At 65.2% G+C, this 25,139-nt stretch carries 24 protein-coding genes; 11 read left to right on the top strand and 13 right to left on the bottom strand.

Annotated features, from left to right (window positions below; genetic code table 11):
• Positions 1-100: 100 nt before the first annotated feature.
• Positions 101-232: a hypothetical protein gene (locus AP428_RS37720; protein ID WP_264168828.1), complete on the top strand. Its 132-nt coding sequence runs from the start codon at positions 101-103 to the stop codon at positions 230-232.
• Positions 233-618: 386 nt separating this feature from the next.
• Positions 619-1,275 (top strand): GntR family transcriptional regulator, encoded by a 657-nt coding sequence (locus tag AP428_RS32855; protein ID WP_011695030.1) that lies wholly within the window; start codon positions 619-621, stop codon positions 1,273-1,275.
• Here the strand turns inward: AP428_RS32855 and AP428_RS32850 are convergent.
• The 5 genes from AP428_RS32850 to AP428_RS32830 form a co-directional block, all read right to left on the bottom strand.
• Positions 1,266-2,525, bottom strand: coding sequence for an ArgE/DapE family deacylase (locus AP428_RS32850; protein WP_011549775.1), 1,260 nt, complete (start codon positions 2,523-2,525; stop codon positions 1,266-1,268). The two genes, AP428_RS32855 and AP428_RS32850, sit on opposite strands and share 10 nt — an antisense overlap.
• A gap of 85 nt (positions 2,526-2,610) precedes the next feature.
• The gene (locus AP428_RS32845) at positions 2,611-3,348 is read right to left on the bottom strand and encodes an amino acid ABC transporter ATP-binding protein (RefSeq protein ID WP_011549776.1); all 738 of its coding nucleotides are present in this window, start codon (positions 3,346-3,348) and stop codon (positions 2,611-2,613) included.
• A complete protein-coding gene (locus AP428_RS32840) occupies positions 3,326-4,015 on the bottom strand; it encodes an amino acid ABC transporter permease (protein ID WP_011549777.1) in 690 nt (229 codons plus the stop codon). Before AP428_RS32840 ends, AP428_RS32845 begins: the two co-directional genes overlap by 23 nt.
• Positions 4,015-4,683 (bottom strand): amino acid ABC transporter permease, encoded by a 669-nt coding sequence (locus AP428_RS32835; RefSeq protein WP_011549778.1) that lies wholly within the window; start codon positions 4,681-4,683, stop codon positions 4,015-4,017. The genes AP428_RS32840 and AP428_RS32835 overlap by 1 nt, the downstream gene beginning before the upstream one ends.
• Before the next feature lie 5 nt (positions 4,684-4,688).
• The gene (locus AP428_RS32830; protein WP_011549779.1) at positions 4,689-5,513 is read right to left on the bottom strand and encodes a transporter substrate-binding domain-containing protein; all 825 of its coding nucleotides are present in this window, start codon (positions 5,511-5,513) and stop codon (positions 4,689-4,691) included.
• 164 nt (positions 5,514-5,677) lie between these two features.
• Between AP428_RS32830 and AP428_RS32825 the strand changes: the two genes are divergently transcribed.
• The 8 genes from AP428_RS32825 (at position 5,678) to AP428_RS32795 (ending at position 13,952) form a co-directional block, all read left to right on the top strand.
• Positions 5,678-5,965, top strand: a complete 288-nt coding sequence (locus tag AP428_RS32825) for a (2Fe-2S)-binding protein (protein WP_027806284.1) — start codon at positions 5,678-5,680, stop codon at positions 5,963-5,965.
• Positions 5,958-7,382 carry an NAD(P)/FAD-dependent oxidoreductase gene (locus AP428_RS32820; RefSeq protein WP_011549781.1) on the top strand — a complete coding sequence of 475 codons (1,425 nt, stop codon included), beginning with the start codon at positions 5,958-5,960 and terminating at the stop codon, positions 7,380-7,382. Before AP428_RS32825 ends, AP428_RS32820 begins: the two co-directional genes overlap by 8 nt.
• Positions 7,379-8,548 (top strand): FAD-binding oxidoreductase, encoded by a 1,170-nt coding sequence (locus AP428_RS32815; protein ID WP_011549782.1) that lies wholly within the window; start codon positions 7,379-7,381, stop codon positions 8,546-8,548. The genes AP428_RS32820 and AP428_RS32815 overlap by 4 nt, the downstream gene beginning before the upstream one ends.
• Complete coding sequence (locus tag AP428_RS32810; protein ID WP_011549783.1) at positions 8,545-9,501, top strand: dihydrodipicolinate synthase family protein; 957 nt, start codon at positions 8,545-8,547, stop codon at positions 9,499-9,501. The genes AP428_RS32815 and AP428_RS32810 overlap by 4 nt, the downstream gene beginning before the upstream one ends.
• Positions 9,498-10,925, top strand: a complete 1,428-nt coding sequence (gene hydA / locus AP428_RS32805; protein WP_011549784.1) for a dihydropyrimidinase — start codon at positions 9,498-9,500, stop codon at positions 10,923-10,925. Before AP428_RS32810 ends, hydA begins: the two co-directional genes overlap by 4 nt.
• Complete coding sequence (locus AP428_RS36450) at positions 10,855-11,157, top strand: zinc ribbon domain-containing protein (RefSeq protein WP_306303136.1); 303 nt, start codon at positions 10,855-10,857, stop codon at positions 11,155-11,157. Before hydA ends, AP428_RS36450 begins: the two co-directional genes overlap by 71 nt.
• A gap of 302 nt (positions 11,158-11,459) precedes the next feature.
• A complete protein-coding gene (gene tkt, locus AP428_RS32800) occupies positions 11,460-13,505 on the top strand; it encodes a transketolase (RefSeq protein ID WP_011695031.1) in 2,046 nt (681 codons plus the stop codon).
• A 132-nt stretch (positions 13,506-13,637) separates the two neighbouring features.
• Positions 13,638-13,952 (top strand): hypothetical protein, encoded by a 315-nt coding sequence (locus AP428_RS32795; RefSeq protein WP_006481253.1) that lies wholly within the window; start codon positions 13,638-13,640, stop codon positions 13,950-13,952.
• Positions 13,953-14,064: 112 nt separating this feature from the next.
• Here the strand turns inward: AP428_RS32795 and AP428_RS32790 are convergent, their stop codons facing one another.
• From AP428_RS32790 to AP428_RS32755, 8 genes are all read right to left on the bottom strand, one after another.
• Complete coding sequence (locus tag AP428_RS32790; protein ID WP_011549787.1) at positions 14,065-15,258, bottom strand: porin; 1,194 nt, start codon at positions 15,256-15,258, stop codon at positions 14,065-14,067.
• Between the two features lie 143 nt (positions 15,259-15,401).
• The gene (locus AP428_RS32785) at positions 15,402-16,805 is read right to left on the bottom strand and encodes an MFS transporter (protein ID WP_011549788.1); all 1,404 of its coding nucleotides are present in this window, start codon (positions 16,803-16,805) and stop codon (positions 15,402-15,404) included.
• Positions 16,806-16,970: 165 nt separating this feature from the next.
• Positions 16,971-18,296 carry an FAD-dependent oxidoreductase gene (locus tag AP428_RS32780; protein WP_011549789.1) on the bottom strand — a complete coding sequence of 442 codons (1,326 nt, stop codon included), beginning with the start codon at positions 18,294-18,296 and terminating at the stop codon, positions 16,971-16,973.
• A 34-nt stretch (positions 18,297-18,330) separates the two neighbouring features.
• Positions 18,331-18,795, bottom strand: coding sequence for an aconitase X swivel domain-containing protein (locus tag AP428_RS32775; RefSeq protein WP_011549790.1), 465 nt, complete (start codon positions 18,793-18,795; stop codon positions 18,331-18,333).
• Positions 18,792-20,078 (bottom strand): aconitase X catalytic domain-containing protein, encoded by a 1,287-nt coding sequence (locus AP428_RS32770; RefSeq protein WP_011549791.1) that lies wholly within the window; start codon positions 20,076-20,078, stop codon positions 18,792-18,794. Before AP428_RS32770 ends, AP428_RS32775 begins: the two co-directional genes overlap by 4 nt.
• Positions 20,079-20,996 (bottom strand): TauD/TfdA family dioxygenase, encoded by a 918-nt coding sequence (locus tag AP428_RS32765; protein ID WP_011549792.1) that lies wholly within the window; start codon positions 20,994-20,996, stop codon positions 20,079-20,081.
• A complete protein-coding gene (locus AP428_RS32760) occupies positions 20,986-22,368 on the bottom strand; it encodes an MFS transporter (protein ID WP_011549793.1) in 1,383 nt (460 codons plus the stop codon). Before AP428_RS32760 ends, AP428_RS32765 begins: the two co-directional genes overlap by 11 nt.
• A 1-nt stretch (position 22,369) precedes the next feature.
• Positions 22,370-24,085: a dihydroxy-acid dehydratase gene (locus AP428_RS32755; protein WP_011549794.1), complete on the bottom strand. Its 1,716-nt coding sequence runs from the start codon at positions 24,083-24,085 to the stop codon at positions 22,370-22,372.
• Positions 24,086-24,173: 88 nt separating this feature from the next.
• Here AP428_RS32755 and AP428_RS32750 point away from each other — a divergent pair, with 88 nt between their 5' ends.
• Positions 24,174-25,136: a LysR family transcriptional regulator gene (locus AP428_RS32750; RefSeq protein ID WP_011549795.1), complete on the top strand. Its 963-nt coding sequence runs from the start codon at positions 24,174-24,176 to the stop codon at positions 25,134-25,136.
• The last annotated feature ends 3 nt before the right edge of the window (positions 25,137-25,139 follow it).

Below are 25,139 nucleotides of genomic sequence, written 5' to 3'. Positions count from 1 at the left end.
GGCAGCCATATCCTAATGTCGTGTTCTGGCTATTTACAGATGTCGTGTTTTTGACTGCTGGCATGCTGGACGGCTCGTTGAGCAAGCGCGGGAGCCGACCATGCAGCCAGCCGGATTGGTGACACTGACGATGCGCGAGCTGGACCGATTCAAGGCCATTCAGGACGTGGCCGACGGCAAGCTCAAGCCGCGGCGTGCAGCGACGGTTGGAGTTGACGACACGGCAGATTGAGCGTCTGGTATTGCGCCGCTATCGTGCTGCCGGCGTGGCGGGGTTGGTGTCAGGCAAGCGCGGGCGCATCAACTGCCTGCTGGAAAGGCGCAGCGGGCGCTGGCATTGCTACGCGGATTTCGAGGATCGTGCGCCGGCCTGCACATTACTGGTGTTCATCGACGATGCAACCGGACGGCTCATGGCGCTGCACTTCACGGCGAACGAGTCGACCTTCAGCTATTCAGGGGAAGGCTTCAGGCGGATGAAGTTGTGTGCCATGTACCCATCAACAGGGACGGAGACGGAAATCATAGGCGTCACGTGGACGTTTCGGTTGTTACTGCATGACCAACCAACACGTCGACCGTATACAATACATATACCGAAAACCATCTGCGAGACACATGACTGCGCCCGCCCCGACCCATTCCGAGAAACTCGGCGAACTCGCCTACCAAGCGTTGCGCCGCATGATCCTCGACAAAGCGCTCAGAAGCGGCGGCCCAGTCGTCGAAGGGCGCCTCGCCGAGGAGTTGAACATCTCGCGCACGCCGATGCGCGAAGCGCTCCTCCGCCTTGAAGGCGAAGGCCTGCTGGTTCGCTCTGGCGCACGTTCATACTCGGTTCGCCTCGTCAGCGCGCAAGAATACTTTCAGGCAATGAAGGTGCGAGAACTCCTGGAGTCCGAGGCCGTCGCACTCGCAATCGGCAAGATCGACAAAAAGCAGATTCATCAGCTCATCAAGAAAATCAAGTCGCTCAGCAGCGGCCAGCAGGAACAGGCACATTGGGAAGTCGACGACCAGGTGCATACGCTGATGGCCCGCGCGAGCGGCAACGATGTGCTGGCACGAACGATCGAACTCGTTCGAACCAACAGCCGGCTATTCGAGTTGGTCACGCCCTTTAATCGCATCGAGGACGATCGCGCCGAACACCTCGCGATTCTCGAAGCCTATCTGACGGACGACGCACAGGCAGCGCGCGCCGCCGTGCGTACCCATCTTCAAAATCTCCGCCGCTACGTGCTCGAGCGTCTGGCCGAAGGCACCTATGGTTGATTCGACTCGTGCGTCGGACTCGCGAGCAGGTCCTGCAGCGCCAACGCGACCGTTTTCGTCGCGATGCGCAGGTCCTCGATTGCCACGCGCTCGTCGGCACGGTGGCCGTTCGCTTCGAGCAGCGTGCGCGGGCCCGCCCCGTAAATGACCGTCGGAACACCTGCTTCGCAATACAGGCGTGCATCCGTATAGAGCGGCACGCCTTCCGTCGGGATATCGTGACCGAACACCTCCTTGGCCGCCCGCTGGAGTGCAGCGGACAAGCGCTCTGCGCCATCGATGGCGCGCAGCGGCGACGTCACGAGAACTTCGCGAATCTCCACGTCGATGCCGGGCCAACCGGTGACTGCCATGCCGATCAGCGTCTTCAGCTCGCTCACCACGTCGTGAGGCGATTCCTCCGGAATGACGCGCCGGTCGAGCCGGAACGTCACCTTGTCCGGCACGACGTTCGTATTGATCCCCCCTTCGATCAGGCCAACCACGAGCGTCGGATGCGAAATGCCGGGCGTCGTCGAGCGGATCTCGCGCAGTGCGTTCCGATGGGCATAAAGCGCACCGAGTACCGCAGTAGCCGCTTCCAGCGCATCATGGCCCGTATCGGGCCGTGCAGCGTGCGCCGACTTGCCGCGCACCGTCACCTCCAGATGCACCGCACCGTTATGTGCGGTCGTGATCGAATACGAGAAGCCCGCACAGATCGCATAGTCGGGCTCCACGATGCCCTGCTTCAAGAGCCAGGCGGGACCGACCAGGCCGCCGGTCTCCTCGTCGTATGTCAAATGAAGTTCGATCGTACCGGCCAGCTGCGCACCGCTATCGATCAGCGCCTTGAGCGCGAACGCATACGTCGCGAAATCGGATTTCGATACGGCGGCGCCGCGGCCGATCATCCAGCCGTCCCGGATTTCGGCACCGTACGGATCCGCACTCCAGCCGTCGCCCGGGGGAACGACATCGCCATGCGCGTTCAGCGCCACGACCGGGCCGTCGCCGAAACGATGGCGAATGACGAGATTGGTCGCGCTGACCATACCGGCCGCCATGACCTCAGGCGCGGGCACCGAATGCCGCTCCACGGTGAAGTCCAGTGTCTCCAGCCAGTCGGCTGCCATGTCCGCATGTGCGGCGCAGTCGCCGGGTGGGTTGTCCGACGGCTTACGCACAAGTGCGGCAAGAAAATTGACCTGCGTGGCAAAATTTCGATCGATCGTGTCGAGCAGCGCTGCTGAAAGCAACTTTGCATCCATTTGCAATTCCTTGAATGGCAGTGAACTACCGCGCCGCTGCACCAGCGGTGCACGACGCGAACGTGATTTCCGGCGCCGAACCGGCTCAATGGCGCAGAATCTTTCCCACGAATTCGCGCGTCCGTGATTCTTGCGGGGCATCGAAAATTGCCTGCGGCGACCCGGACTCGACCACCTGTCCGCCCGCCATGAACACCACTTTCGTCGATACCTGCCGGACAAAGCTCATTTCGTGCGACACGATCACCATCGTGATGCCGTCTCGCGCCAGCGCGTGGATCGTATCGAGCACTTCGTTGACGAGTTCCGGATCGAGTGCCGCGGTCACCTCGTCCAGCAGCAACAGCTTGGGTTTCAGCGCCAGCGCACGGGCAATCGCGACACGCTGCTGCTGTCCGCCGGACAACTCGTCGGGATAGGCATGCAGCCGGTGAGCGAGACCGACGCGAGTGAGCAGCTCCGTTGCTTCCCGTTCAACCTGCCCGCTCGGTCTGCCGCGAATCTTCGTCGGCGTGATCATCACGTTCTCGAGCGCAGTCATGTTCTGAAACAGGTTGTATTGCTGGAACACGATTGCGACATCCGTGCGCAAGGCGCGCACGCGCTCGCGGCTGGCGTAATCGATTTCGCGCCCATCGAGCAGCACGCTGCCCTGCGCGAGCGGCAGTAACCCGAGCAGCACGCGCAACAACGTGCTCTTGCCCGATCCGGACGGACCAATCAGGCTGACGACCTCGCCTTTCTCGATGGAAAGATTGATGCGTTCGAGGACGGTATGAGCGCCATACGATGCTTTCAGATCAACGATTTCGAGTTGCGGCAAGGCTCTTCTCCAGATGCTTTCCAAAACGCGACAGCGGGTAAGACATGGCGAAATACAGCAACAGAATCGCGCCGTAGACGAGACCAGCGGAAAATCCCTTGTCGTTGAGCACCTTTCCGGCGGACGTCAGTTCCATCACGCCGATCTGCGAGGCCAGCGCGGTATCCTTGATGAACATGACGAAAAAACCGAACGTCGGCGGCACGATCACCCGCCAGGCTTGCGGCACAACCACGTACCGCAGCATTTTCAAGTAGCCGAAATTCAGCGTGACGGCCGCCTCCCGCTGATTGGGATGAACGGATTCGAGCCCGCTTCGAACGATTTCGCCGAGATACGCCGACGCAATCAGGCTTACGCTGACGAGCGCGACCGCAAATGTCGACAGCTTCGCGCCGCTCGACTGGCTCGCGAAAAACACCAGCATCAATGTGACGAGGAATGGTATACGCCGGAACACGAGGCAATACGCGAACAGCAGCGCTCGTGCAGGTGCCAGCGCGCGGGTGCGCGTCACCCGGACCACGGCGACAGCGAACCCGACGGCAAAGCCCGCGGCACACCCGACGGCGGAGAGCACGAGGGTCGCAACGAAGCCTTGTACCAGCAGCGCGGCGTTGTAGTAGGAGAACAGATGGCGCAGTTCCGACGCGGCAGTATCGACCATCAAAACACCTTTATCTTCGCTCGGCAGGCATACCGCCCAAATGCCGCGAGCGCGAACGTCGCAATCAACGTGATCGCGATGTACATCACCGCCGCCACGCTAAACGCCTCGATGGACAGATACGTCTGCGAACTGAGATTGAACGTTCGCCCGGTCAATTCCTCGACACCGAACACCGATGCCATCGAAGTCCCGAGCGTCATCATGATGAACTGGTTCGACAACGGCGGAAACATGACTTTCAACACATGTGGAAAGATGACGTAACGCACTATCTGCGCGGTCGAAAACCCGAGTACCTCTGCCGCCTCGATCTCCGCTCGACGCACCGACGCAAAACCGGCACGCTGGATTTCGCACAGGTAGGCGCCTGCATTGAAGGTCGCGCCGATCAGCACCGCCGAAAACGGGCTCAGCGTCACGCCGACTTCCGGCAGCGCGAAGAACAGGAAGAAGATCTGGACGAGCTGCGGCGTGTTGGTCGCGAACATGACGTAGGCGGCGACGACTCGCCTTAGCGATGCCGGCCCGTAATGCAAAATGGACGCGCATACGACGCCGATCAGCATGCCGAACACGAACGCGAGCATGGCGATCTGCAGGCTCAGCCATGCACCTGCAAGCAGATACGGCCACTGTTCGAGGATCGGGGCGAACTGAAGTGCCATCGTCGTCACTTTGCGGCGGTCATAGGCGCCGCAGTCGGATCGTGCAGCATCGGGCCGCCGAACCAGCGCTTCCAGCTGGCCGCGACGAAGCCCGTTTTATGCAGCGTGGCGATTTCCTTGTTCAAACGTTCGGTCAGCGCAGTATTCCCCTTTCGGATACCGATGCAATCGTAGTCGACCTCGATCGGTGAATCGACGACTCGCCATTTCGTCGGATAGTTCTTCGTATAGCTCAGCATGAAATCGAGCACATCGATCAGCGCATCGGCACGTCCCTGGGCAATCGCACGCACCGCGTCCGGGTAGTTGTCGAGCAACAGCAATTGCGCCTTGGGCAACTGTTCCTGGATCAGCTTTACCGGCGTCGTGCCGCGAACCTGTACCAGCCTGACCGAGGGATCGTTCAGTTGCGTGTAGTCCTTGAACGTGGTGGCCTGCGTCGTCAGGACGCCCAGCACCTCGGTATTCACCGGATCGGTGAAATCGATCACCTTCAACCGGTCCGGGTTGCGGGTCATGCCGCCCATCACGGCATCGATCTTGTCGGCCATCAGGAACGGCACGCGATCGGCCGATCCGACGGGAACGATCTCGAGCTTCACACCGAGCGCATCGGCCAGCTTGCGGGCAACGCTGACATCGAAGCCGTCGATCGTATTCTTCGCGTCGTACAAACCGAGCGGCGGCAAATTCGGATTGATACCGAACACGATCTTCTTTGATTCGAGGATTTCTTGCAGTGAACGCGCGTGGGCCGGGAACGCGCCGATCAGCGCGACAGCGGCGAGGCCGGCGGCGAGAAGACGGCTCAGGATGATCGGAGGCTGCATGGAAAGCTCCTAACGGTACGGGTCGGGTTGCAAGGATTCGGGCTGGAAACGCTCGCCTCGAAGTACGATTTTTTTGGCGATTTTGCGTATACGAATCGTATACGTTAGTATCAAATCATCGCCCAAATTTGTTGTCAAGCAACGCTGTGCAACCGGAGAACGTCATGCGAAACGAGATCGCGGATCAGGCTGCCACGGTCGAATTCTTCTTCGACGAACGAAAGTTCACTGCCCGCGCGGGCGAATGCGTCGCGGCGGCCCTGTTCGCCGCCGGCGTCAAGACGCTTCGCAAGAGTCCCCGCCTGCTTCAGCCGCGCGGCATGTTCTGCTTGATGGGGTCGTGTCAGGAATGCCTCGTCATGGTCAACGGCGAACGCTTGCTCGCTTGCCGCACGACGGTGACGGCGGCACTGCGCGTTCGGTCAGTTCCGGAGGTCTACGTCCATGACTGATTTCGATCTGGTCGTGCTGGGCGGTGGACCGGCCGGTGCGAACGCGGCGCTTGCCGCAGCCGGGGCAGGATTGAAGGTGGCGCTATTCGACGAGAATCGCGCGATCGGTGGACAGGTCTATCGAGCGCCGGTCGATCCGCGACCGGTCGACGGTGACGCGGAGCGCGAGGACGGCGACGCATTGCGAGCAGCCGTCGAAACGAGCGACGTGTCCGTATTCACCGATCATGCGGTGTGGTCGATCGGCGGCAACTACCGTATCGACGCAGTCGGACCGCGCGGCCTGGTTCAATGCAACGCGCGCGCACTCGTCGTCGCAACCGGCACGACGGAACGCGTCGTGCCTTTCGACGGCTGGACGACGCCGGGTGTCATCGGTCTCGCCGCCGCAACCATTCTGCTGAAATCGCAGCACCGGCTGCCCGGGCGAACGACGCTCGTGGCGGGATGTGGGCCGCTGCTCGCCGCCGTCGCGGCGAAAACGATCCTGAAAGGTGGCCTGGTCGTCGGGATAGCCGATCTGGCAGGACATGCGGACTGGTTGCGCACGCTACCATCGATGTCGGGGCGCTCTGGCCTGTTGCGCCAGGGTTTCGACTGGTGGCGTGTCATCCGGCGTGCCGGGGTACCGATTCATTCGCGTCATACCATCGTGCGCGTCGAGCCGCACGGCGAGCGCCTGCTCGCCACGCTGGCCCGATGCGATGCTGCCGGACGTCCGATCGACAACGCGCGCACGACGGTCATCGCCGACTGTGTCGCGGTCGGCCACGGCCTCACGCCTTCCACCGATGTGACGCGCCTGCTCGGCGCGTCGCACCGCTATTCCCGCGACGCCGGAGGATGGATTGCCAGTGCCGACGATGACGGCCGGACATCCCGGTCCGGCCTCTACGTCGCGGGCGACGCGGCCGGGATCGCCGGTGCGGCAGCAGCCGCCATTCACGGAAAACTCGCCGGCAATGCCTGCGCGCTCGACTTGTCGACGCCCGATGTCGCGCGCGGGACCGAGCGGCTCGACAGTTTGCGCCGTGCATATCGGAAAGCGGCACGGGCCGGTCGTGCCATGGCCCGTCTGATGGCCCTGCGGCCGGGCCAGGTAGACGCGATCGGTGCAGATACGATCATCTGTCGTTGCGAAGACGTGCGACGTAGCGAGATCGACGCTGCGATCGACGCCGGTGCACTCGACATCAATCAGTTGAAGGCCTGGACACGCTGCGGCATGGGACCGTGCCAGGGGCGCACCTGCGGCGACATCGCTGGCGAATTGCTTGCAAGCCGTGCGGAAGTCGGAACACGTGAAGCAGCCGGCTGCCTGACCGCGCGCGCGCCGTTGCGGCCCGTTCCCATCGGCGCACTCACCGGGACGTTTTGCTATGACGACATTCCGATTCCGCAGGCTGCACCGCTATGAAAGCGATACCCCATCGTATCTCCGGCCATTACGACGCTGCCGTGGTCGGCGGCGGCGTCATGGGATGCACGACCGCCCTGTTTCTGGCCCGTGCCGGGATGCGCGTCGTACTGCTGGAACGGGATGCGCTGTGTCGAGCCGCGTCGGGCGTCAACGCCGGCACGCTGACGCTGCACATGACGCGAGCCGCCCTCGTTCCCTATGCCCTCCGCGCGTGGGACATGTGGATGCATGCCGATACCTGGCTCGGCGGCGGCGTACTCGCGACGGCTGCGGCGGGACTGTCGCTCGCGTTCACCGATGCCGAATGCGCGCTGCTGAGGAAGCGGGCCGACGCGCGCCGTCAATACGGCGCTGCAATCGATCTGATATCCGCCGCTGACGCGTGCGGGATCGAGCCCGGGCTCAATCCCGCCGTGCGCGAGGCGGCATTCTGCGCGACCGACGGCTTCGCGACCGCCTATCTGACGGGGCGCGCCTATCACGCAGCGTTGCGCGAGGCGGGGGTCGAGATTCTGGAGCAGACGCCAGTCACGCACATTGACCGCGCGAATGGCCGTTATCGCCTGCACGGCCCGGACAGCGCGGTGTCCGTCGATGCGACGCGTCTCGTGATGGCCGGCGGCGTATGGCTGGAGCCCCTCCTCGCGTTGCTCGACATTCACATTCCGGTCAAGACGCTCGTCAATCAATTGATCGTCACCGAACGGATGCCGCCGGTGATGCGCTCAGTGTTGAGCATCGCAAACGGGCTCCTCTCGCTCAAGCAATTCGCGAACGGCACCGTCCTGATCGGCGGTGGCTGGCAAGGCATCGGCGACCGCCGGCGTGGGCCAGTCGAAGCCTTGCCGCAAAACCTGATCGGCAACCTGCGTCTCGCGCAGCACGTCATTCCGGCCCTCGAGCACGCGCGCGTCGCAAGAATCTGGCTCGGCCTCGAGGCCGAAACCGCGGACGCGATGCCGATGATCGGCGCGCTACCCGGGCACGACGATGCCTGGGTAATCGGCTGTGTGCATTCCGGCTACACGAGCGGCCCTTACATGGGCAGGTTGCTGGCCGATGCGATGCTTGGCCGGACACTCGAAATGCCGCTCTTCGACCCCGCGCGGCTGATCGCATCAACGGGTACGCCCACCCTGACCTCACCGGAAGCCACCGCATGATTCCATCGACACCGCACCCGTTCCACGGCGTGTACGCCGCCACGCTATGCCCGCTCGACGCGCACGGTCGCACGCTCGACGAGACCGCGCTCGCCCGCCATCTCGACGATGTCACATCGGTGCCTGGCATCGTCGGCCTCCTGGTCAACGGGCACGCCGGCGAAAACCATGCACTTTCCCGTGATGAAAAACGACGCGTCGTCGAAATCGCGCATGCAGTTTGCGGCGATCGTTCGATCATCGTCGCCGGCGTCAATGCGGAGGACAGCTACGAAGCGCAACGCCATGCCGACGATGCCAAACGCGCAGGCGCCGATGCGCTGCTCCTGTTTCCGCCATTTTCCTGGGCGCTGTCTACCGATCGTGACATCGTCCTCGCGCATCACCATATCGCGAACGCCGCTGCGCGACTGCCGATGATCCTTTATCAGGCAGGCGTCAATACCGGTGCAATGGCGTATCCGCCCGATACGCTCGCTGCGCTCGCCGCTCTGCCGGATGTGGTGGCCGTCAAGGAGGGCAGTTGGGAAACCAGTGCGTACGACGCCAATCGGAGGCTTCTGCGGGAGGTCGCGCCACACGTCGCGGTGATGGCGTCCGGCGACGAGCATCTGTTCACATGCTTTGCCTTGGGAACGGAGGGCAGTCTCGTCAGTCTCGCGGCGCTCGTTCCGGTGCAGATCGTTGCGCTCTATCGCGCGGTGGCGGAAGGTCGGCTCGCCGACGCGCAGCGTGCGCACTCGATGCTCTACCCGCTTGCCAAGGCGATCTACGGCACCACGCCCGGCTCGCGCGCCACCGCACGGCTCAAGGCATGCCTTCACCTGGCCGGCAAGTTTCCACATCCGACGGCACGCCCGCCAGTCACACCGTTGTCCACCGACGAAATTTCACGCCTCGAAGCCGCCCTCGCTCTCGCTCTCGCCCTCGAACCAGACCGGAGTTCCACATGACGCACGCCACACCCCGTACCCTCATCAAGGGCGGCCGCCTGATCACGGCGGTCGACGACTACGTCGCCGACCTCATCGTCGAAGGGGAGCGCATCGCGTGCATCGGTCACGCGCTTGAAGTCGGTCCGGACACCCACGTGATCGATGCCAGCGGCTTGCTGGTATTTCCCGGCGGCGTCGACTGCCATACCCACATGGAAAACACCTTCGGCACATCGACCACTTGCGACAATTTCGCATCCGGCACACGATCGGCCGCGTTTGGCGGCACTACCACGATCGTCGACTTCGCGCTGCAGACACCCGGCACGAGCCCGCTTGAAGCGATCGCGCGCGCTGGGGCAAAAGCGTCGTCCGCCGCCAATATCGACTATGGCTTCCATGTGATCGTCACGCAAGTCGACGAGCAGGTTCTGGCAGACATGCGTGACGCGATCCGGCATGAAGGCGTGTCGAGCTTCAAGATGTTCATGGCCTATCCCGGGACCGTGATGTCCGACGATGCGGCGATCTTCCAGGCCATGCGCATGGTCGGCCAGCATGGCGGGATGATTGCGCTCCATGCGGAAAACGGCACCGTGATCGATCTGCTGATTCGCGAGGCGATCGCTCAGGGCCACACTTCCCCCCGTTATCACGCACTGACTCGGCCGGCCATCATGGAGGGCGAAGCGACCCACCGCGGCATCAAGCTGGCCGAGCTTGCGGAAGCGCCCGTCTACTTCGTGCATCTCTCTGCCAAGGAAGCCCTCAAGCACGTGATCGAAGCGCGCGACCTGGGCATTCCGGTCTTCGCCGAAACCTGCCCGCACTATCTGTTCTTCGACGAGTCCGTTTATGCCGACGACAATTTCGATCTGGCCCGCTACGTGATGAGCCCGCCACTGCGTTCAAAGGAAGCGCAGCATGCGCTCTGGACGGCGCTCAGGACCGACGACCTGCAATTGATCTCCACCGACCATTGCCCTTACTGCATGAAGGAGGGCCATCGCGGAAACTTCAATCAGAAACCGCTCGGCGCGAGCGATTTCTCGAAGATCCCGAACGGCGTCCCTGGCGTCGAAACGAGAATGACCGTCGTCTACGACGGCGGCGTACGCGATGGCAAGATTTCGCTGAACCGGTTTGTCGAGTTGATGTCGACCGCGCCGGCGAAACTGTTCGGCCTGTTTCCACGGAAAGGTACGCTCGCGATCGGCAGTGACGCGGATATCGTGTTGTTCGATCCGGACGAACGGCACACGATCAGCGCGCGCACGCAGCACAGCGACTGTGATTTCACGCTGTTCGAAGGGCGTCAAGTGACAGGGCGTGTCAAGAAAGTGATGCTGCGTGGACAATGGCTTGTCGACGATGACGAGTGGGTCGGCCCGACGGGACGCGGACGGTTTGTCGCGCGGGGCGAGCTCGGCGCGCTCGGATGATCACGACATGCCAATGTACGAGTACGCATGTCCCGGCTGCGGCGTATTCGACGCGCGCCGCATGGTCTCCGAACGAGATATTCCTGCGTGCTGCCCTCGATGCGGACAATATGCGCCGCGCGTCAGACTGACGCTCCCGTCGATATACCGGTCGAATCATGATGCTTCGCACGAGGGCGACGATGGTGCGTACCTAAAGTCCCGACTCGATTGCGCTTGCTGTAGATCGTAGTCTTTAGCCGTTTTCGCCTCGCCCCCTTGGCGTGAAAAAGGGTTGAATCCCCACGCCGACTCACAACAACGTCACCAGCGTCCTGATCCCCAGATGAACGGATTGCCCAACCGCCGTTCGGTACGCAACTCCGCGTCGCCGCGCGCCCATTTCCTCCAACAGTTCGACGTCCATTCGCGCCCCGGAACGTGCCTCCGTCCGCCGTAGAACTGACCTCACCTCGGTCGGCAGCTTGCACCCGTGGAAAAGGCATGGATATTGCCCCGTAGCCTCATCTTTCCGAGCGAAAAACAGGAGAACCGATGAGCGATCCCACCGCACATTCCCGCACGACCGCCAAAGCGGTGCCGCCCCCGCGAGACCCGCATCTGCGCGCGCTGGCGAACTGTATTCGCTTCCTTGCAATGGATGCAGTACAGAATGCCAACAGCGGCCATCCTGGTGCGCCAATGGGGCTGGCCGACGTTGCGACGGTGCTGTTCAAGGAGTTCATGCAATTTGATGCATCCGCCCCCCACTGGATCGATCGGGACCGGTTGGTCCTTTCCAACGGACACGCATCGATGCTCCTCTACAGCTTGCTCTATCTCACGGGCTATGCCGACATGACCCTCGACGAGCTCAAGCGCTTCCGGCAAGTCGGCAGCAAGACGCCAGGTCATCCCGAGTACTCGCACGCCGATGGAATCGAACTGACGACCGGTCCCCTCGGACAAGGCATCGCGGAATCCGTCGGCATGGCGTTGGCCGAGCGCGTCATGAATGCGCACTTCGGCGATGACCTCGTCGATCACTACACATACGTATTTCTCGGCGACGGTTGCCTGATGGAAGGCATCAGCCACGAGGCCATTTCGTTGGCCGGCCACCTCCGGTTGGGCAAACTGATCGCGTTCTGGGACAACAATTCGATTTCCATCGACGGTCCCACCCAGCTCGCGGTCTCGGACAACGAGATCGAGCGCTTTCACTCGGCTGGGTGGCACGTCCTGGAAATCGACGGTCACGATACGGACGCGATACGGCGCGCGATCGAGACCGCCAGGACAACGCATGACAGACCGACGTTGATCGCATGCAGGACGATCATCGGGTTCGGCTTTCCGACGAAGGCTGGCACCGAGAAAGCCCATAGCGATGCGCCGGGCGAGGATGAAATCGCGGGCGCACGCCAGACCCTCGATTGGCATTCGCCGCCGTTCGAAATCCCGGATGACCTGCTGAAAGCATGGCGGGAGATCGGGGCGCGCGGCCGCAAGGCAAGACTCGCGTGGGATGAGCGTGTCAGCCGGGCGCCGCACGCGCTGCGTACCGAATTCGACCGACGTAATGCCGGAAAGCTTCCGGATGACTGGAAGACGGCGATTGCGGCGGCACGGCAGGCGTTTGTTGCCGCAGGCAGTGCAATGGCCACCCGCAAGGCCAGCGGTGAAGTGCTTGATCAACTCTCCGATGCGATTCCGGAATTGCTGGGCGGCTCGGCGGATCTTACGCAGTCCAATAATACGAAGACGAAGAACCAGATCGCGATCGAGCCCGGGCAGTTCAAGGGTTCATATGTCCACTACGGCGTCCGCGAACACGGCATGGCCGCCGCCATGAACGGCATTGCCCTTCACGGCGGCCTCATTCCGTACGGTGGCACCTTTCTTTGTTTTTCGGACTACTGCCGTCCGGCGATCCGCTTGAGCGCGATGATGCGGGTGCGCGCCATCTTCGTGATGACGCACGATTCCATCGGTCTCGGAGAAGATGGCCCGACGCATCAACCCGTCGAGCACCTTGCCGCCCTTCGGGCCATTCCCCAACTCGCCGTCTATCGGCCGGCCGATCCAGTCGAAACGGCAGAGTGCTGGGAGCTGATTCTCGAACAGCCCCGCAGGGCTGCGCTGCTCGCATTGTCACGACAGCCGGTCCCGCTCCTGCGCAACGAGCCCGGAAACGAAAACAAGTCGGCGCGCGGCGCCTATGTCTTGCGGGAGGCCGATGGCGGGCCGCGCCGACTCACCCTGCTCGCGACAGGCTCGGAGGTCGACCTCGCCGTCCAGGCACGCGACATCCTGCAGCAGGAAGGCGTGCCGACGGCCGTCGTATCGATGCCGTGCCGCCTGCTCTTCGAGGAGCAACCACGCGATTACCAGCGGGCCGTGCTGGGCACTTCTCCCGCGAGAGTCGCGGTCGAGGCGGCGGTCGAACTGGGATGGGAGCGGTACCTCGGACCGGAAGGCCGGTTCGTCGGCATGCACAGCTTCGGCGAGTCGGGAAAAATCAAGGACGTGTACAAAAAATTCGACATCACGGTCGATGCGGTCGTTCGAGCGGCGCGTCAGGTGCTGTCCGAAGTGTGACATTGCTGCGATCCACTCGAGAGGCGATGACCTCGCGGGGTTCCTGGTTACGCCTGGAGAAGTGGGCGGCCTCGGTTTTCGGCGAATGCTCGCGTAGCGTTAGAATAGCGCCCCTTCTCATGGGAGACGACAATGTCCTGGTTCGTTTATGAAGTGCCCGAATACCACGAAGACGCCGCGCGCATCGAACCGTTCAGCGAGCTGCGTAGCCGCGTGCTGAAAGCCGGCGGCCCGGCCATGGCAGACGACCTGGAAAGCGTTCGCGAAAACGCCGCGGCGACAGCGGACACGCCGGAGCGCCCGCTGCGTACCCCGGAAAATCCGCAGGTCTTTCCGATTCCTTACGCCGACTCCATGATCCTGGTCGGGTTCATCTTCGACCTGAAGCGCGAATTCCGGCAACTGGTCGTATCGCCCGTGGAAATGCCCTGGCTGAAAGAAGCGTAACGCGTGGCGCAGGCGGGATGTCACACCGGGCGACCTGTTCACGGAGCGTCGTGACGATGCTGTCCCGTTCGGCAAGCGGCAACGCGCCGGCCCGCCGCGCGCCACTCGCAGGCTAGAAGCGATGCCGCAGCCCCGCCAGCACCGCGATCTGGCTGCTACGCCCCGCCCCCGCCGGTCCGAAGAAGTTGATCGCAACGGTGCCCGCATCGCCGGCCCGCCGCTGATAGACCATCGACATGTGCAGATCGGTGCGCTTCGACAGCAGGTAGGTGATGCCCGCATCCACCTGATGCCATCTCGGCCGGTCGCCGGTCGCGAACGACGTGGCGCCGCTGCCGGTATACCCATGGCCATCGGTGAAGATGTAGCCGACCCCCGCGATCAGCACCGGTGTGAAGTTGTAGCGCCCGTTGATCTCGTAGTTGTCGACGCGCAGGCTGTGGCCGCCGCGATAAGCGAGCCGCGTGTCGGTGACGACCAGGTTCACCGCTGCCGCGCCGAACGAATAGCCGGCGCCCAGTGCCGAGATGCGCTGACGCTCGACGAAGCCCGCGTTGTAGAAGAGGCTGGTCGAACCGCTGTACTCGTCGCCGATCGCGCCGTTCGGATTATTCCCCGACGACGCAATCCCCGCCGACGGATTGTTCAGTTGCAGATAGCTCGCGACCACATGCAACGGTCCGCGCAGGTAATCGAGCCCGAAGCCGTACGCGCGGTTGTTGGCGAAGCCTTGGCCGGCGCCGCCGCCCGCCTGGTTGCTGAATGCATAGAGCGCGCCGAGCTTCAGTCCCGCGAGCGGACTTACCTCGTACTTGACGCTGTTGTTCAGGCGAAACGTCTGGAAGCTGTCGTCCACGTCCCCGATGTGCGCGCCGTAGATGCTGCCGAACTGAAGCCATGCCATCAGCGGTGCGACGTAGTCGAACGTGTAGTCATACTGACGGCCGAGCGTCAGCTTGCCGTACTGCTTGCTCGACAAGCCGACGTACGCCTGCCGTCCGAACAGTCGGCCGCCCTGCGACGACGTGCCGTTCAATCCGCTGAACCCCGCTTCGAGCTGGAACACCGCGGAGAGGCCGCCGCCGAGATCCTCGCGTCCGAGGAAACCCAGGCGGTCACCGCTGCCCCAGCCGGTCGCCATTGACCAGCGCGACGCGCCCTGCGCCTTGATCGACGACGCGACCGTATTCGTCCAGGCAATGCCCGTATCGATGATGCCGTACAACGTGACCGAGCTTTGCGCATGGACCGTGAGCGGCGCCGCGAGGGCGCAAGCCACCGCAGCAGTGCAGACTGCTGTTTTCATCGTGCTTCTCCGGTTTCGATGGAATGAGGTGATGCGGATCGAAGGCGGCGGGAACGCGCAGCGGGCGCAAACGCGCAGCATGCATCGCACCGGCGACCGTGCGTGCGCGCGCGCCGCGCCCGGCCCCGCCGCTGCCGCTGTTCCTAGCGCTCCGCTGCGGGTAGCGGCGGTTCGGCGCCCGCGGGATCACACGCCGCGAGCCCGTCGTCGTGCGTGTCGCCGGGCCGGTACATGCGACCGAGCACGAACATCAGCGCCGCGACGGCGACGACCGGCAGCGCCGCGACCTGGAACAGCTCGCGCACCGGCACATGCGCGGCGAGCAGCATCCCGCCGATCATCGGGCCGGAGATCGAGCCGATCTTCGCCACGCCGATCGCGGTGCCGGTGCCTTTCGAGCGGAAGCTGGTCGGATAGACGATCGACGCGACGGCATTGAGCCCTGCCTGGGTGCCGGCGACGCAGAAGCCGACGCCGAACACGGCGGCCGTCAGCCAGGCGGTCTCGAGGTTCATGCCGAGCGCCGCGACGAGCGGAAAGCCGACGAGCGGCAGACACGTGACGAGCCGCACGCCATGGCGGTCGATGAAGCGCATCAGCACGAGGCCGCCGAGCGTGCCGCCGACGGAGAACAGCGTCGTCATCAGCGCGGCGCGATGCGCGGCGACGCCGGTCGCCTCGATCAGCACCGGCAGCCAGTTTTGCAGGAAGAACAGCGCCATCGAATTCGCGATGTACGCGAGCCACAGCGCGGTCGTCACGTAGCGCAACCGGCCGGCGAACAGCATGCGCGGCGAGAACTTCGCGACGCGGCGCTCGTCGGTCACGACGAAGCGCGCCTCCGGCGGCAACGCGAGTTCGGGCCGCACGCGCGCGGCAGTCGCGGCAATGCCGTCGCGGGGCCAGCCCTTCAGTACCTGATAGCGCAGCGACTCCGGCATCACGAACGACAGCGCGGCGGCCACCACGAGCGGCGCGAGCCCGCCGACCACGAATACCGCCGGCCAGCCGAAGTGCGGCACGAGCCACACGGCGACGCCGCCGCCAAAGCCCGCCCCGAGCGTATAGCCGGTGAACATCAGCGTGACCCAGGTCGCCCGCAGCCGCTTCGGCGCGAATTCCGACACGAGCACGAACGCGTTCGGCACCGCGCCGCCGATGCCGATGCCCGCGGCGAAGCGCAGCCACAGCAGGTGGTCGACACTCGACGCCCATGCGGTCGCGAGCGTGACGAGCCCGTACCAGCATGCACCGAACAGGATCGCGCGCTTGCGCCCGATCCGGTCGCCGATATAGCCGAACAGGATCGAGCCGATCATGATGCCGAAGACGTTGGCGCCGAACACCGGCCCGAGCACGCTGCGCTCGATGTGCCAGGCGCGAATCAGCGAAGGCGCGGCGAACGCCAGCGCACTGAGCTCGTAGCCGTCGGTCAGCATCACGAGCCAGGTCGACGCGATCAGCAGGATCGCGAAGCGGCCGATTCTCTGTTCGTCGATCAGGCGCGACACGTCCACCGTGCGCGCATCCGGCAAGGGTTGAATCATCGTCTCCTCCTCAGGTGCCGCGTCGGCGCGCCGGCAGATTCCGGCGCGTCGCGCGTTCCTTCGTTTCGTCTCTGGCCGGCGCGGCAGCGGGTACTGGTTGCGAGCCTCCTGGCGGAGCGCCCGATGCACCTCTTTGGTATTGCCGCGCGGCCGGCGGGTCGTGCGTCAGTGCTTCAGATGCGGTGGATCGATTCGATCGACGTTGTCGGCGAGCCGCTCGCGCAGCAGGCCGCGATCGATGTCATGGACACTGCCGCCATCCGCGAGATCGAACGCGTGCGCGGCCGCCGCGCCCATCGCGATGCACGGCCCCATCACCCGCACGCTCGACAGCGCGGTCGCGTCGGCGTCGATGCAGCGGCCGACCGCGATCAGGTTGTCGGCGTCCTTCACGACGAGGCTGCCGAACGGCACGGTATGCAGATGGTCGTCGCCGAACGGCTTCCATTCGTAGCCCTCGGCGCGATCGTGCAATTCGATCGGCCAGGAGGTGCGTGCGACCGCGTCCGGAAACTGCCGGGCGGCGATCACGTCTTCCGAGCGCAACTGCTGGGCGCCGACGATCCAGCGCGTCTGCCGGATGCCGGGCAGCCCGTAGCTGCGGATGTGCGCGTTGCGATAGATGTGCGGATACTCCGCGCGCAGGAACTCGAACGCGCGGTCCGCCTGGTCGCGGCCGACGAGCGCGGTGCGCGACGCCGCCATCGGTTCGAGCGGCGTCTCGATGTGCGTCATGTTCGCAATGCCGATGTTGCGGCCGCGGAAATAGAACACGAGCCCGTCCTTGCGTTCGAGCCCATACGCGTGTGCCTTTTCCTCGACGCGCTCGCGAAACGCGGGCGGCGTCGGCAGATCGGTCTCGTCGAGGTTCTCGAGCACGATCATCTGCGTGCCGCGAATCGGCGTTTCCGGCTCCTGGCAGTCGAACCCGGCGAGCCACGTGAGCGCGGCATCGCCGCTCGCGTCGACGAAGCCGTCGGCCGCGATGCGTACGTCGCCGTAGCGCGTCGCGACGTCGAGTTCGCGCACCCGCCGCCCTTCGCGCACCACGTCGCGCAACACGGCGCCGAGCACGACGGTGATGCCTGCGTCGAGAATCTTCTGCTCGATCCAGCGTGCGAGCGCGACTTCGTCGTACAGCACGACGGTCGTCAGCGGCCCTTCCTTGTAATGCAGCGCGCCCTTCTCGCCGAGATCGCGCAGGATGCCGTCCGCGATGCCGTGCGTGACCTGGAAGCGCTTCGGCCCGTTCGAGAACAGCCCGCAGAACGTGCCGATGATCGAGTTGACCGCCTGGCCGCCGAGCGCGGGCAGGCTGTCAACCAGCACGACCTTGCGGCCCAGCGCGGCCGCTTCGAGCGCAGCCGAGGTGCCGGCGATGCCCGCGCCGACGATGCACACGTCGGCGTCGAGTGTCCAGCCCGTCGGTTGGCCGTCGCGGCGAACGATACGAGTACCTGTGTTCAAAACATGCTCTCCTTGAAAATCCATCGCGGTGGCGCGCGGACGAAGCCGCGCGCCGGAATCAGGTGCGGCTGCGCTTGAGCACTTCGACGACGCCGCGCTCGGCATCGACGCGCACCCAGTCGCCCGTTTCGATCACGTCGAGCGGATCGACGTCGAAGTCGGTCAGCGACGGCGCGTGGCTCACCACCGCGCCGAGCGCGATCTTCGTGGTCATTTCGTTGAACAGCATCGCGGCCGGCGCGGTGCCCGCGATTCGCGCGATATGGAACTGGCTGGACCATCCGGACGAACCCTTCGCGCCGGGAAACACCAGCACCTTGTTCGCGAAGCTCTGGCCGCGCAGTTCGTGACGCGTCTCGATGATCGTGCCGGTGCGCGGATCGATGCCGCCCCAGCCGGAGATGCGATCGCGCGTGACGAGCGCCTCGCCCTCGACACAGCCGCCGACCACCTTGCGTCCGCGCAGCACGATCGGCGTGCCGGCTTTGTCCGTCATTTCGTGAATTTCGTGATGCGTGCTCATGCCGCCAGCCCTCCGTTCCAGCGGCCGCTCACTGCGGCCTCGATGCAATCGGCCGTGGTGCCGAACCACGCCTGCACGCCCATGATCGCCGGCAGGTAGTGCGCCTGCTTCGCCGAGTCGAGCGCAACGACGCGCGTGCCCTTGGGCATCACGCGACCGATCGCCGAGCACGTGTCGGTCATCAGCACCCCGCCCGCGTCCTCGATCAGCTTCGTATAGCCGGCCTGGTCCGCCAGCTGGCGGGTCGCGCGTGCGGTGAAGATCCACAGCTCGGTATTCGTGCCGATACGGCGCCCTTCGAGCAACTGGCAGACCTCCCAGATCTGCTCGATCGAATAGTGCGGACAACCGAGCATCACGAAGTCGACCTGGGCGTCTTTCGCGGTGGTGTTGACGCGCTCGTACGCGATGCGCCGCTCGGCCGCGCCGTAGCGGATCGTCTCGAGAGGCTTGCGGCCGCGAAACGCTTCGTCGCGCGAGCGCGCCTCCGGCGTCTGGCCGACGATGTGGTACATCTCGACGCCGCCCGACGAAGCCGCGGCCGCGCCGAAGTGCTTGAGCTTCGGCAGGTTCGGCACGTCGCGCAGCCCGTCGATCACCGGAATGCGGTCCTGCACGCATTCGCCGACGTAGTAGCCGAGCAGCCCCCAGTCCTGCACCGTCTTCACGTCGACGTCGAGTTCGATCAGATGCGTGCCGCCGCGGTTTTCGTCGAGGTGCAGGCCCCAGTACGGAATCTTGCCGGTCAGCATCGCGGCGCCGGTGCTCTCGCGCCCTTCGGCATTGGAGCGCGCGCCGAGCACCGCGTTGATGTAGATGACCGCGGACGACTCCATCCATGCGCAATGCTCGCCGCGCACCGGCACGTTGCCGGTCAGGTAAGGCGCGCAGGTATTGAGCGGCTGGATGCCGAGCCGCCCGGTGAACGCCTCGCCCTGGCGGTACAGCTTCACGATCTCGCCGTCGATGCCCTGACGCTGCGCATGCTGCGGATCGAGCCCCTGCTGCAGGTGGCTGCTGAAGACCTTCGCCTTCGGCACCTCGACCACCTCGGGGCTATCGAGGTTGAATTCGGAAAACACCGCGTCGAGGCCGCCGTGCCTGGCCGCGTAATCGCGCAGGAACGGCATCGTCGCGCCGACCGTGCCGCACACGTTGTTCGTGTCCACCAGGCGCGACGCGCCGAGCGCTTCGCCGTAGCGCACCAGCAGATCCATCGCGCGCTGCACGGCCGCGCCGTCGCGGCCGTCGAGCATCGCCCGTTCGTCGTCGTTCAACTGCATTTAGCGTGCTCCCTGTACAGGTTCGAGTGGCTCCGCCGGCGCCGCCACGTATCGGTCGACGTCGACCGTCGTCGCGCGCCGCAGTTCGCGGCGCACCGACAGATCGTGACGGCGGCCGCGGTGCAGCGTGCAGCGGTTGTCCCAGATCACGAGATCGCCGGGCCGCCAGCGATGCGAATACACGAAACGGCGCGCGGTCGCATGTTCGAGCAGATCCATCAGCAACACGCGGCCTTCGGCCAGCGTGCGACCGACGACATGCGTCGCGTGCGCGCCGATGAACAGATGCCGGCGCCCCGACCCGGCGTGCTCGCGCACCAGCGGCCAGCGCACCGGCGGCAGCGCGTTGCGCTGCGCGTCGCTGTAGTCGGTATCGCCGAGCAGGAAGCGCGAGTGCAGCGCGTAGTGCTCCGCTTCGAGCCCGTCGAGTTCGCGCTGCTCGCGAGGGTCGAGCGCATCCCACGCGGCGCGCATGTCCGCGTACTCGGTCTCGCCGCCCCACTCCGGCACGACGACCGCATGCAGCATCGAATAGCGCGCCGCCGGCTGCTGGAACGAACTGTCGCTGTGCCACAACTGATTCGCGAGATTGCCGACGATGCGCCGGTGCGCGCGGTCCGCGATCTGCCCGGATTCGTCCACGTTCGAGATGTCCGCGAGTTCCTGGTGGGCGAGCCGCGCATGCGGTCGCGCCACGCGCTTGAAACCGACATCGAGCGGTCCGAGCGCGCGTGCGAACGCAAGCTGCTGATCCTGCGTGAGCGGCTGAGCGCGGAACACCAGCACCGCGTAGCGGTTCATCGCGGCGTCGATCGCGCATGCGAGCGGCTCGGACACGGGCGCGGTCAGATCGACACCGCTGGCGAGACCGACGAAATCCGGACGCGCGGCGTCAATGGGAACGACTTCAAGCGACATGGGCGGCTCCTGTTTGAGCGTTGTCCGGCGCGGTATCGTCGCCGCGGCGATGCAGGCGGCCGAGCGCGAACGCGAGGAGCGCGACGAAGGCGACCGGCACCGCGCCGAGTAAGAACATCCGTTCGACCGGCAGATGCGCGGACATCAGCATCCCGCCGATCACCGGCCCGGCGATCGCGCCGATCTTCTGGATACCGACCGCCGCGCCCGTGCCTTTCGCGCGCAGCGCGGTCGGATAGACGAGTGCCGCGACCGCGTTCAGGCCAAACTGCGTGCCGACCACCGTGAAGCCGGTCAGGAACACCGCCGCGACCAGCATCGGGGCGGGCAGTCCGGTGCCGAGCAGCGCGACGAGGGGCGTGCCGACGAGCGGCAGCACGGTGATGATGATGGCGCCGCGCGTGTCGACGAAGCGCATCAGCGCGAGCCCGCCCAGCGTGCCGCCGACCTGGAACATCGTCGAGACGAGCGCCGCGTCGCGCGGTGCGAGGCCCACGCTTTCGATCAGCACCGGCAGCCAGCTGCTGAGAAAAAACAGCGCCATCGAGTTCGCGATGTAGACTGCCCACAGCACCGGCGTCAGCGCGCGCAGCCGACCCGCGAACAGCAACCGCAGCGAGCCGTCGCGGCGGTGCTCGTGCGCGTGACCCGGCGAAGCGCCGCCGATCACGAAGCGGGCCTGCGGCGCGACGGCGAAGCCCGGTGCGATCCGCGCGACGATTCGCGCGACTTCGGCGTGACGGCCCTTGAGCGTCAGGAAGCGGATCGACTCCGGCACCGCGAACCACAACATCGCGCTCGACACGAGCGGCGCGAGGCCGCCGATCACGAACACCACCTGCCAGCCGAACTTCGGCACGAGCCACGCCGACACGAGACCGCCCACGCTGCTGCCGATCGTATAGCCGCTGTACATCAGCGTGACCCACGTCGCGCGCCAGCGCTTCGGCGCGAACTCCGTCGTATACGCGATCGCGTTCGGCACCACGCCGCCGATGCCGATGCCCGCCAGAAAGCGCAGCACCAGCAGCTGTTCGAGGCCGGTGGCACGCGACGCGGCGAGCGTGAAGCCCGCGAGCACGACGCTGCCGATCACGATCATGCGTTTGCGGCCAATCACGTCGCCGAGATAGCCGAGCACGAACGCGCCGATCATCGTGCCGAATACGAATGCGCCGAACACCGGGCCGAGCACGCCATGCTTGAGGTGCCACGCGCGGCTCAGCGCCGGGGCCGCGAACGCCATCGCGGCGAGGTCGTAGCCCTCGGTCATCATCATCACGCCCATCGCGACGATCAGCAGGATACCGAAGCGGGTGGTCTGCTGCCGCTCGATCACCGTGCCGATGTCGATTACGGTTTCGCCGCTCATCTCAACGCTCCCGCGCCGGCCGGTCCGCGCCGAGCACCGCGCCTTGCGGCATCGTGCCGACCGTCGCGCGGTAGATTTTCAGCCAGCCGGTGTCGTTGACCGGCGCGGGACGCTGCCACGCCGCGCGACGGCGCGCCAGCTCGGCTTCGTCGACCTTCAGGTCGCAGACGCGCCGGTCCAGATCGATGTCGATCGTGTCGCCGTCCTCGACGAGCGCGAGCGGGCCGCCGGTCGCCGCTTCCGGCGCCACTTCCGCGACCACCAGCCCCTTGCAGACCAGCCCCGACAGATGCCCGTCGGTGAGCATCGCGACCTGCTCGGACAAGCCCGCGCCGTCGATCGCGAACACCACGCGCGACGCCCCGCCGCCCATCGCCGGGCCGCCGCACACGCCCGCGCCGCGCATCACGACGACCTTGCCCGGCTGCACGCGACCGTCCTTGATCGCGGCGATCGCGTCGTCGGAGGTCGAGAAGCAGATCGCGTCGCCGGTGAACGTGCGCTGCTTGGTCGGCGAGATGCCGAATTTGACGATGCCGGCCTGCGGGGCGAGGTTGCCGCGCACCAGCACGATGGCCGGATGGTTCGCGAACGCGCGCTGCGGCGGGCGGATCACGTCGTCGTCGGCGATCGTCGCATCGGCCAGGTTGTCCTTCACCGTGCGCCCGGTCACCGTCAGCGCACCGGTGTCGAGCCACGCTTCGAGCCGCTTCATCACGCCGCGGCCACCGCCCGCCGCCTCCAGTTGCTCGATCATGTGCGAGCCGACCGGACGCACGCCGGTCAGCACCGGGATCTGCGCGGCGAATGCTTCGAACAGCGCGTACACGTCGACGTCGAGCCCGCCTTCGGCCGCGACCGCCTGCAAGTGCTTGACCGTATTGATCGAGCCGCCGACCGCGAGCACCGTCTTCACCGCATTCGCGAACGCGCCGTGTGTGAGGATGTCGCGCGGCTTCAGGTCGTCGCGCACCATCTCGACGATGCGCGCGCCGGCTTCGCGCACGAACGCGAACATCCGCTCGCTGTTGGCGGCGACCGGCGTGCTGCCGGGCAACGACATGCCGAGCGCCTCGCTGACCATGTGCATCGAGTTCGCGGTGCCGAGCCCCGAACACACGCCGGGGCCGCGAATCGCGTTCTGGCTCATGCCGATCAGGTCCTCGACGGGCAGCTTGCCGGTCAGCGCATGCATCGCACCGACGAACACGTCCTCGATGTCCACGTGCTCGCCGCGATATTCGCCGCTCGGCTGATAACCGCACGCGACGACGATGCTCGGGATATTCAGCCGCGCGGCGGCCATCAGCTGGCCCGGCACGGTCTTGTCGCACGACGCCAGGCACACCATGCCGTCGAGCTGCGCGCCCTCGACGGCCACTTCGATGTCGTTCGTGACGAGGTCGCGCGCAGCCAGCATGTAGGCGCCGCGAGCGCCCGCGCCGGTGATGAAGTCGCTCGGCGCCGCGGTGCGGATCTCGAACGGCAGCGCGCCCGCGGCGCGGATCGCCTGTTTCAGTTGCGCGGCGATGCCGTCGAGATGGCTGAAGCAGGTGGCAAGTTCGGACGAGGAATTGACGATGGCGATCTTCGGCTTGTCGAGGTCTTCCTCGCTGATGCCGAGATTGCGCCACTGCGCGGCGCGCACCGCGCCGAGGTAGGAACCGCGCGGAAAATTGCTGCGCAACGGGCGTTGCGGCTTGCGTCCATCGGACATGGTGTCTCACTCCTTTGTTGTGGAAACGATGGTAGGAAGCCCGATAAAATCCGTCAATTATGTGAAATCGATAGGTATCATCCAAACCATGGATATTCGTCAGGTCGATCTGAATCTGCTGAAAGTGTTCGATGCGCTGCTGAAAAAGCGCCATGTGACGCAGGCGGGCGTCAGCATCGGGCTCAGCCAGCCGGCGATGAGCTATGCGTTGTCGAAGCTGCGCGAGCTGTTCGAGGACCCGCTGTTCGTGCGCACGGGCCGCGGCATGGAGCCGACGCCGCGCGCGCAGGCGCTCGGCGAGCCGGTCGCGCGGCTACTGGATCTGGTGCAGACCGAAATCCTGCCGATGCCCGAGTTTCGCCCGGCCGAGTCGTCGCGCAACTTCGTGCTGTGCATGTCGGACATCGGCGAAATGGTGTTCCTGCCCCGCCTGGAGAGCTTTCTCGACAAGGCCGCGCCGCACGTGAGCATCAAGACGGTCGCGCTCAGCATGCCGGAGCTGGAGGAGGGGCTGGCGAGCGGCGACGTCGACCTCGCGATCGGCTACTTTCCGGGGTTGAACAGCGAATCGCTGAAGCGCAAGGCGCTGTACCGGCATTCGTATGTGTGTATCGCCCGCGACGATCATCCGGAAATCGGGGACACGCTGTCGCTCGATCAGTACCGCGCCGCCGCGCATGTGATGGTGCATCCCGAAGGCCGCGAGCAGGACGTGCTCGCCCGCACGCACGAGCGCCTCGGGATTCGCGTCAACGTCCGCTTCAGTACGCCGCGCTTCATCGGCGTGCCGTTCGTCGTCGCCGGGTCGGACATGATCGCGGCGGTGCCGCAGGCCGTCGGGCGGCGCTTCGCGGAGTTCGTGAACGTCAAGCTGCTGCCGCTGCCCTTCCCCGCCCCCACGTACGAGCTTTATCTGCACTGGCATCCGCGCTTTCATCACGAGCCGGCCAACCGCTGGATTCGCGACGCGATGAGCGAACTCGTCAAGGGGCCGATGCAGCACGAGCCGTTGCCGAATACGAAGCGGAAGCGTTCGGCGGCGGCGCGGTAGGCC

Origin of the sequence: Burkholderia sp. E168m22, assembly GCF_001319805.1 — a bacterium.
Classification (GTDB): domain Bacteria; phylum Pseudomonadota; class Gammaproteobacteria; order Burkholderiales; family Burkholderiaceae; genus Burkholderia; species Burkholderia orbicola.
The sequence above is the reverse complement of the archived record's forward strand: the minus strand, read 5'-3'. Positions and strand labels throughout refer to the sequence as shown.

Coding starts and splice junctions, on each gene's coding strand:
- AP428_RS32835 (WP_011549778.1), bottom strand. CDS start 4,683: ATGGCACTTCAGTTCGCCCCGATCCTCGAACAGTGGCCGTATCTGCTT.
- AP428_RS32810 (WP_011549783.1), top strand. CDS start 8,545: ATGATTCCATCGACACCGCACCCGTTCCACGGCGTGTACGCCGCCACG.
- AP428_RS32780 (WP_011549789.1), bottom strand. CDS start 18,296: ATGGATTTTCAAGGAGAGCATGTTTTGAACACAGGTACTCGTATCGTT.
- AP428_RS32825 (WP_027806284.1), top strand. CDS start 5,678: ATGCGAAACGAGATCGCGGATCAGGCTGCCACGGTCGAATTCTTCTTC.
- AP428_RS32830 (WP_011549779.1), bottom strand. CDS start 5,513: ATGCAGCCTCCGATCATCCTGAGCCGTCTTCTCGCCGCCGGCCTCGCC.
- AP428_RS32840 (WP_011549777.1), bottom strand. CDS start 4,015: ATGGTCGATACTGCCGCGTCGGAACTGCGCCATCTGTTCTCCTACTAC.
- AP428_RS32785 (WP_011549788.1), bottom strand. CDS start 16,805: ATGATTCAACCCTTGCCGGATGCGCGCACGGTGGACGTGTCGCGCCTG.
- AP428_RS32795 (WP_006481253.1), top strand. CDS start 13,638: ATGTCCTGGTTCGTTTATGAAGTGCCCGAATACCACGAAGACGCCGCG.
- AP428_RS32760 (WP_011549793.1), bottom strand. CDS start 22,368: ATGAGCGGCGAAACCGTAATCGACATCGGCACGGTGATCGAGCGGCAG.
- tkt (WP_011695031.1), top strand. CDS start 11,460: ATGAGCGATCCCACCGCACATTCCCGCACGACCGCCAAAGCGGTGCCG.
- AP428_RS32765 (WP_011549792.1), bottom strand. CDS start 20,996: ATGTCGCTTGAAGTCGTTCCCATTGACGCCGCGCGTCCGGATTTCGTC.
- AP428_RS32775 (WP_011549790.1), bottom strand. CDS start 18,795: ATGAGCACGCATCACGAAATTCACGAAATGACGGACAAAGCCGGCACG.
- AP428_RS32820 (WP_011549781.1), top strand. CDS start 5,958: ATGACTGATTTCGATCTGGTCGTGCTGGGCGGTGGACCGGCCGGTGCG.
- AP428_RS36450 (WP_306303136.1), top strand. CDS start 10,855: ATGACGAGTGGGTCGGCCCGACGGGACGCGGACGGTTTGTCGCGCGGG.
- AP428_RS32855 (WP_011695030.1), top strand. CDS start 619: ATGACTGCGCCCGCCCCGACCCATTCCGAGAAACTCGGCGAACTCGCC.
- AP428_RS32790 (WP_011549787.1), bottom strand. CDS start 15,258: ATGAAAACAGCAGTCTGCACTGCTGCGGTGGCTTGCGCCCTCGCGGCG.
- AP428_RS32850 (WP_011549775.1), bottom strand. CDS start 2,525: ATGGATGCAAAGTTGCTTTCAGCAGCGCTGCTCGACACGATCGATCGA.
- AP428_RS32770 (WP_011549791.1), bottom strand. CDS start 20,078: ATGCAGTTGAACGACGACGAACGGGCGATGCTCGACGGCCGCGACGGC.
- hydA (WP_011549784.1), top strand. CDS start 9,498: ATGACGCACGCCACACCCCGTACCCTCATCAAGGGCGGCCGCCTGATC.
- AP428_RS32755 (WP_011549794.1), bottom strand. CDS start 24,085: ATGTCCGATGGACGCAAGCCGCAACGCCCGTTGCGCAGCAATTTTCCG.
- AP428_RS32815 (WP_011549782.1), top strand. CDS start 7,379: ATGAAAGCGATACCCCATCGTATCTCCGGCCATTACGACGCTGCCGTG.
- AP428_RS32750 (WP_011549795.1), top strand. CDS start 24,174: ATGGATATTCGTCAGGTCGATCTGAATCTGCTGAAAGTGTTCGATGCG.
- AP428_RS37720 (WP_264168828.1), top strand. CDS start 101: ATGCAGCCAGCCGGATTGGTGACACTGACGATGCGCGAGCTGGACCGA.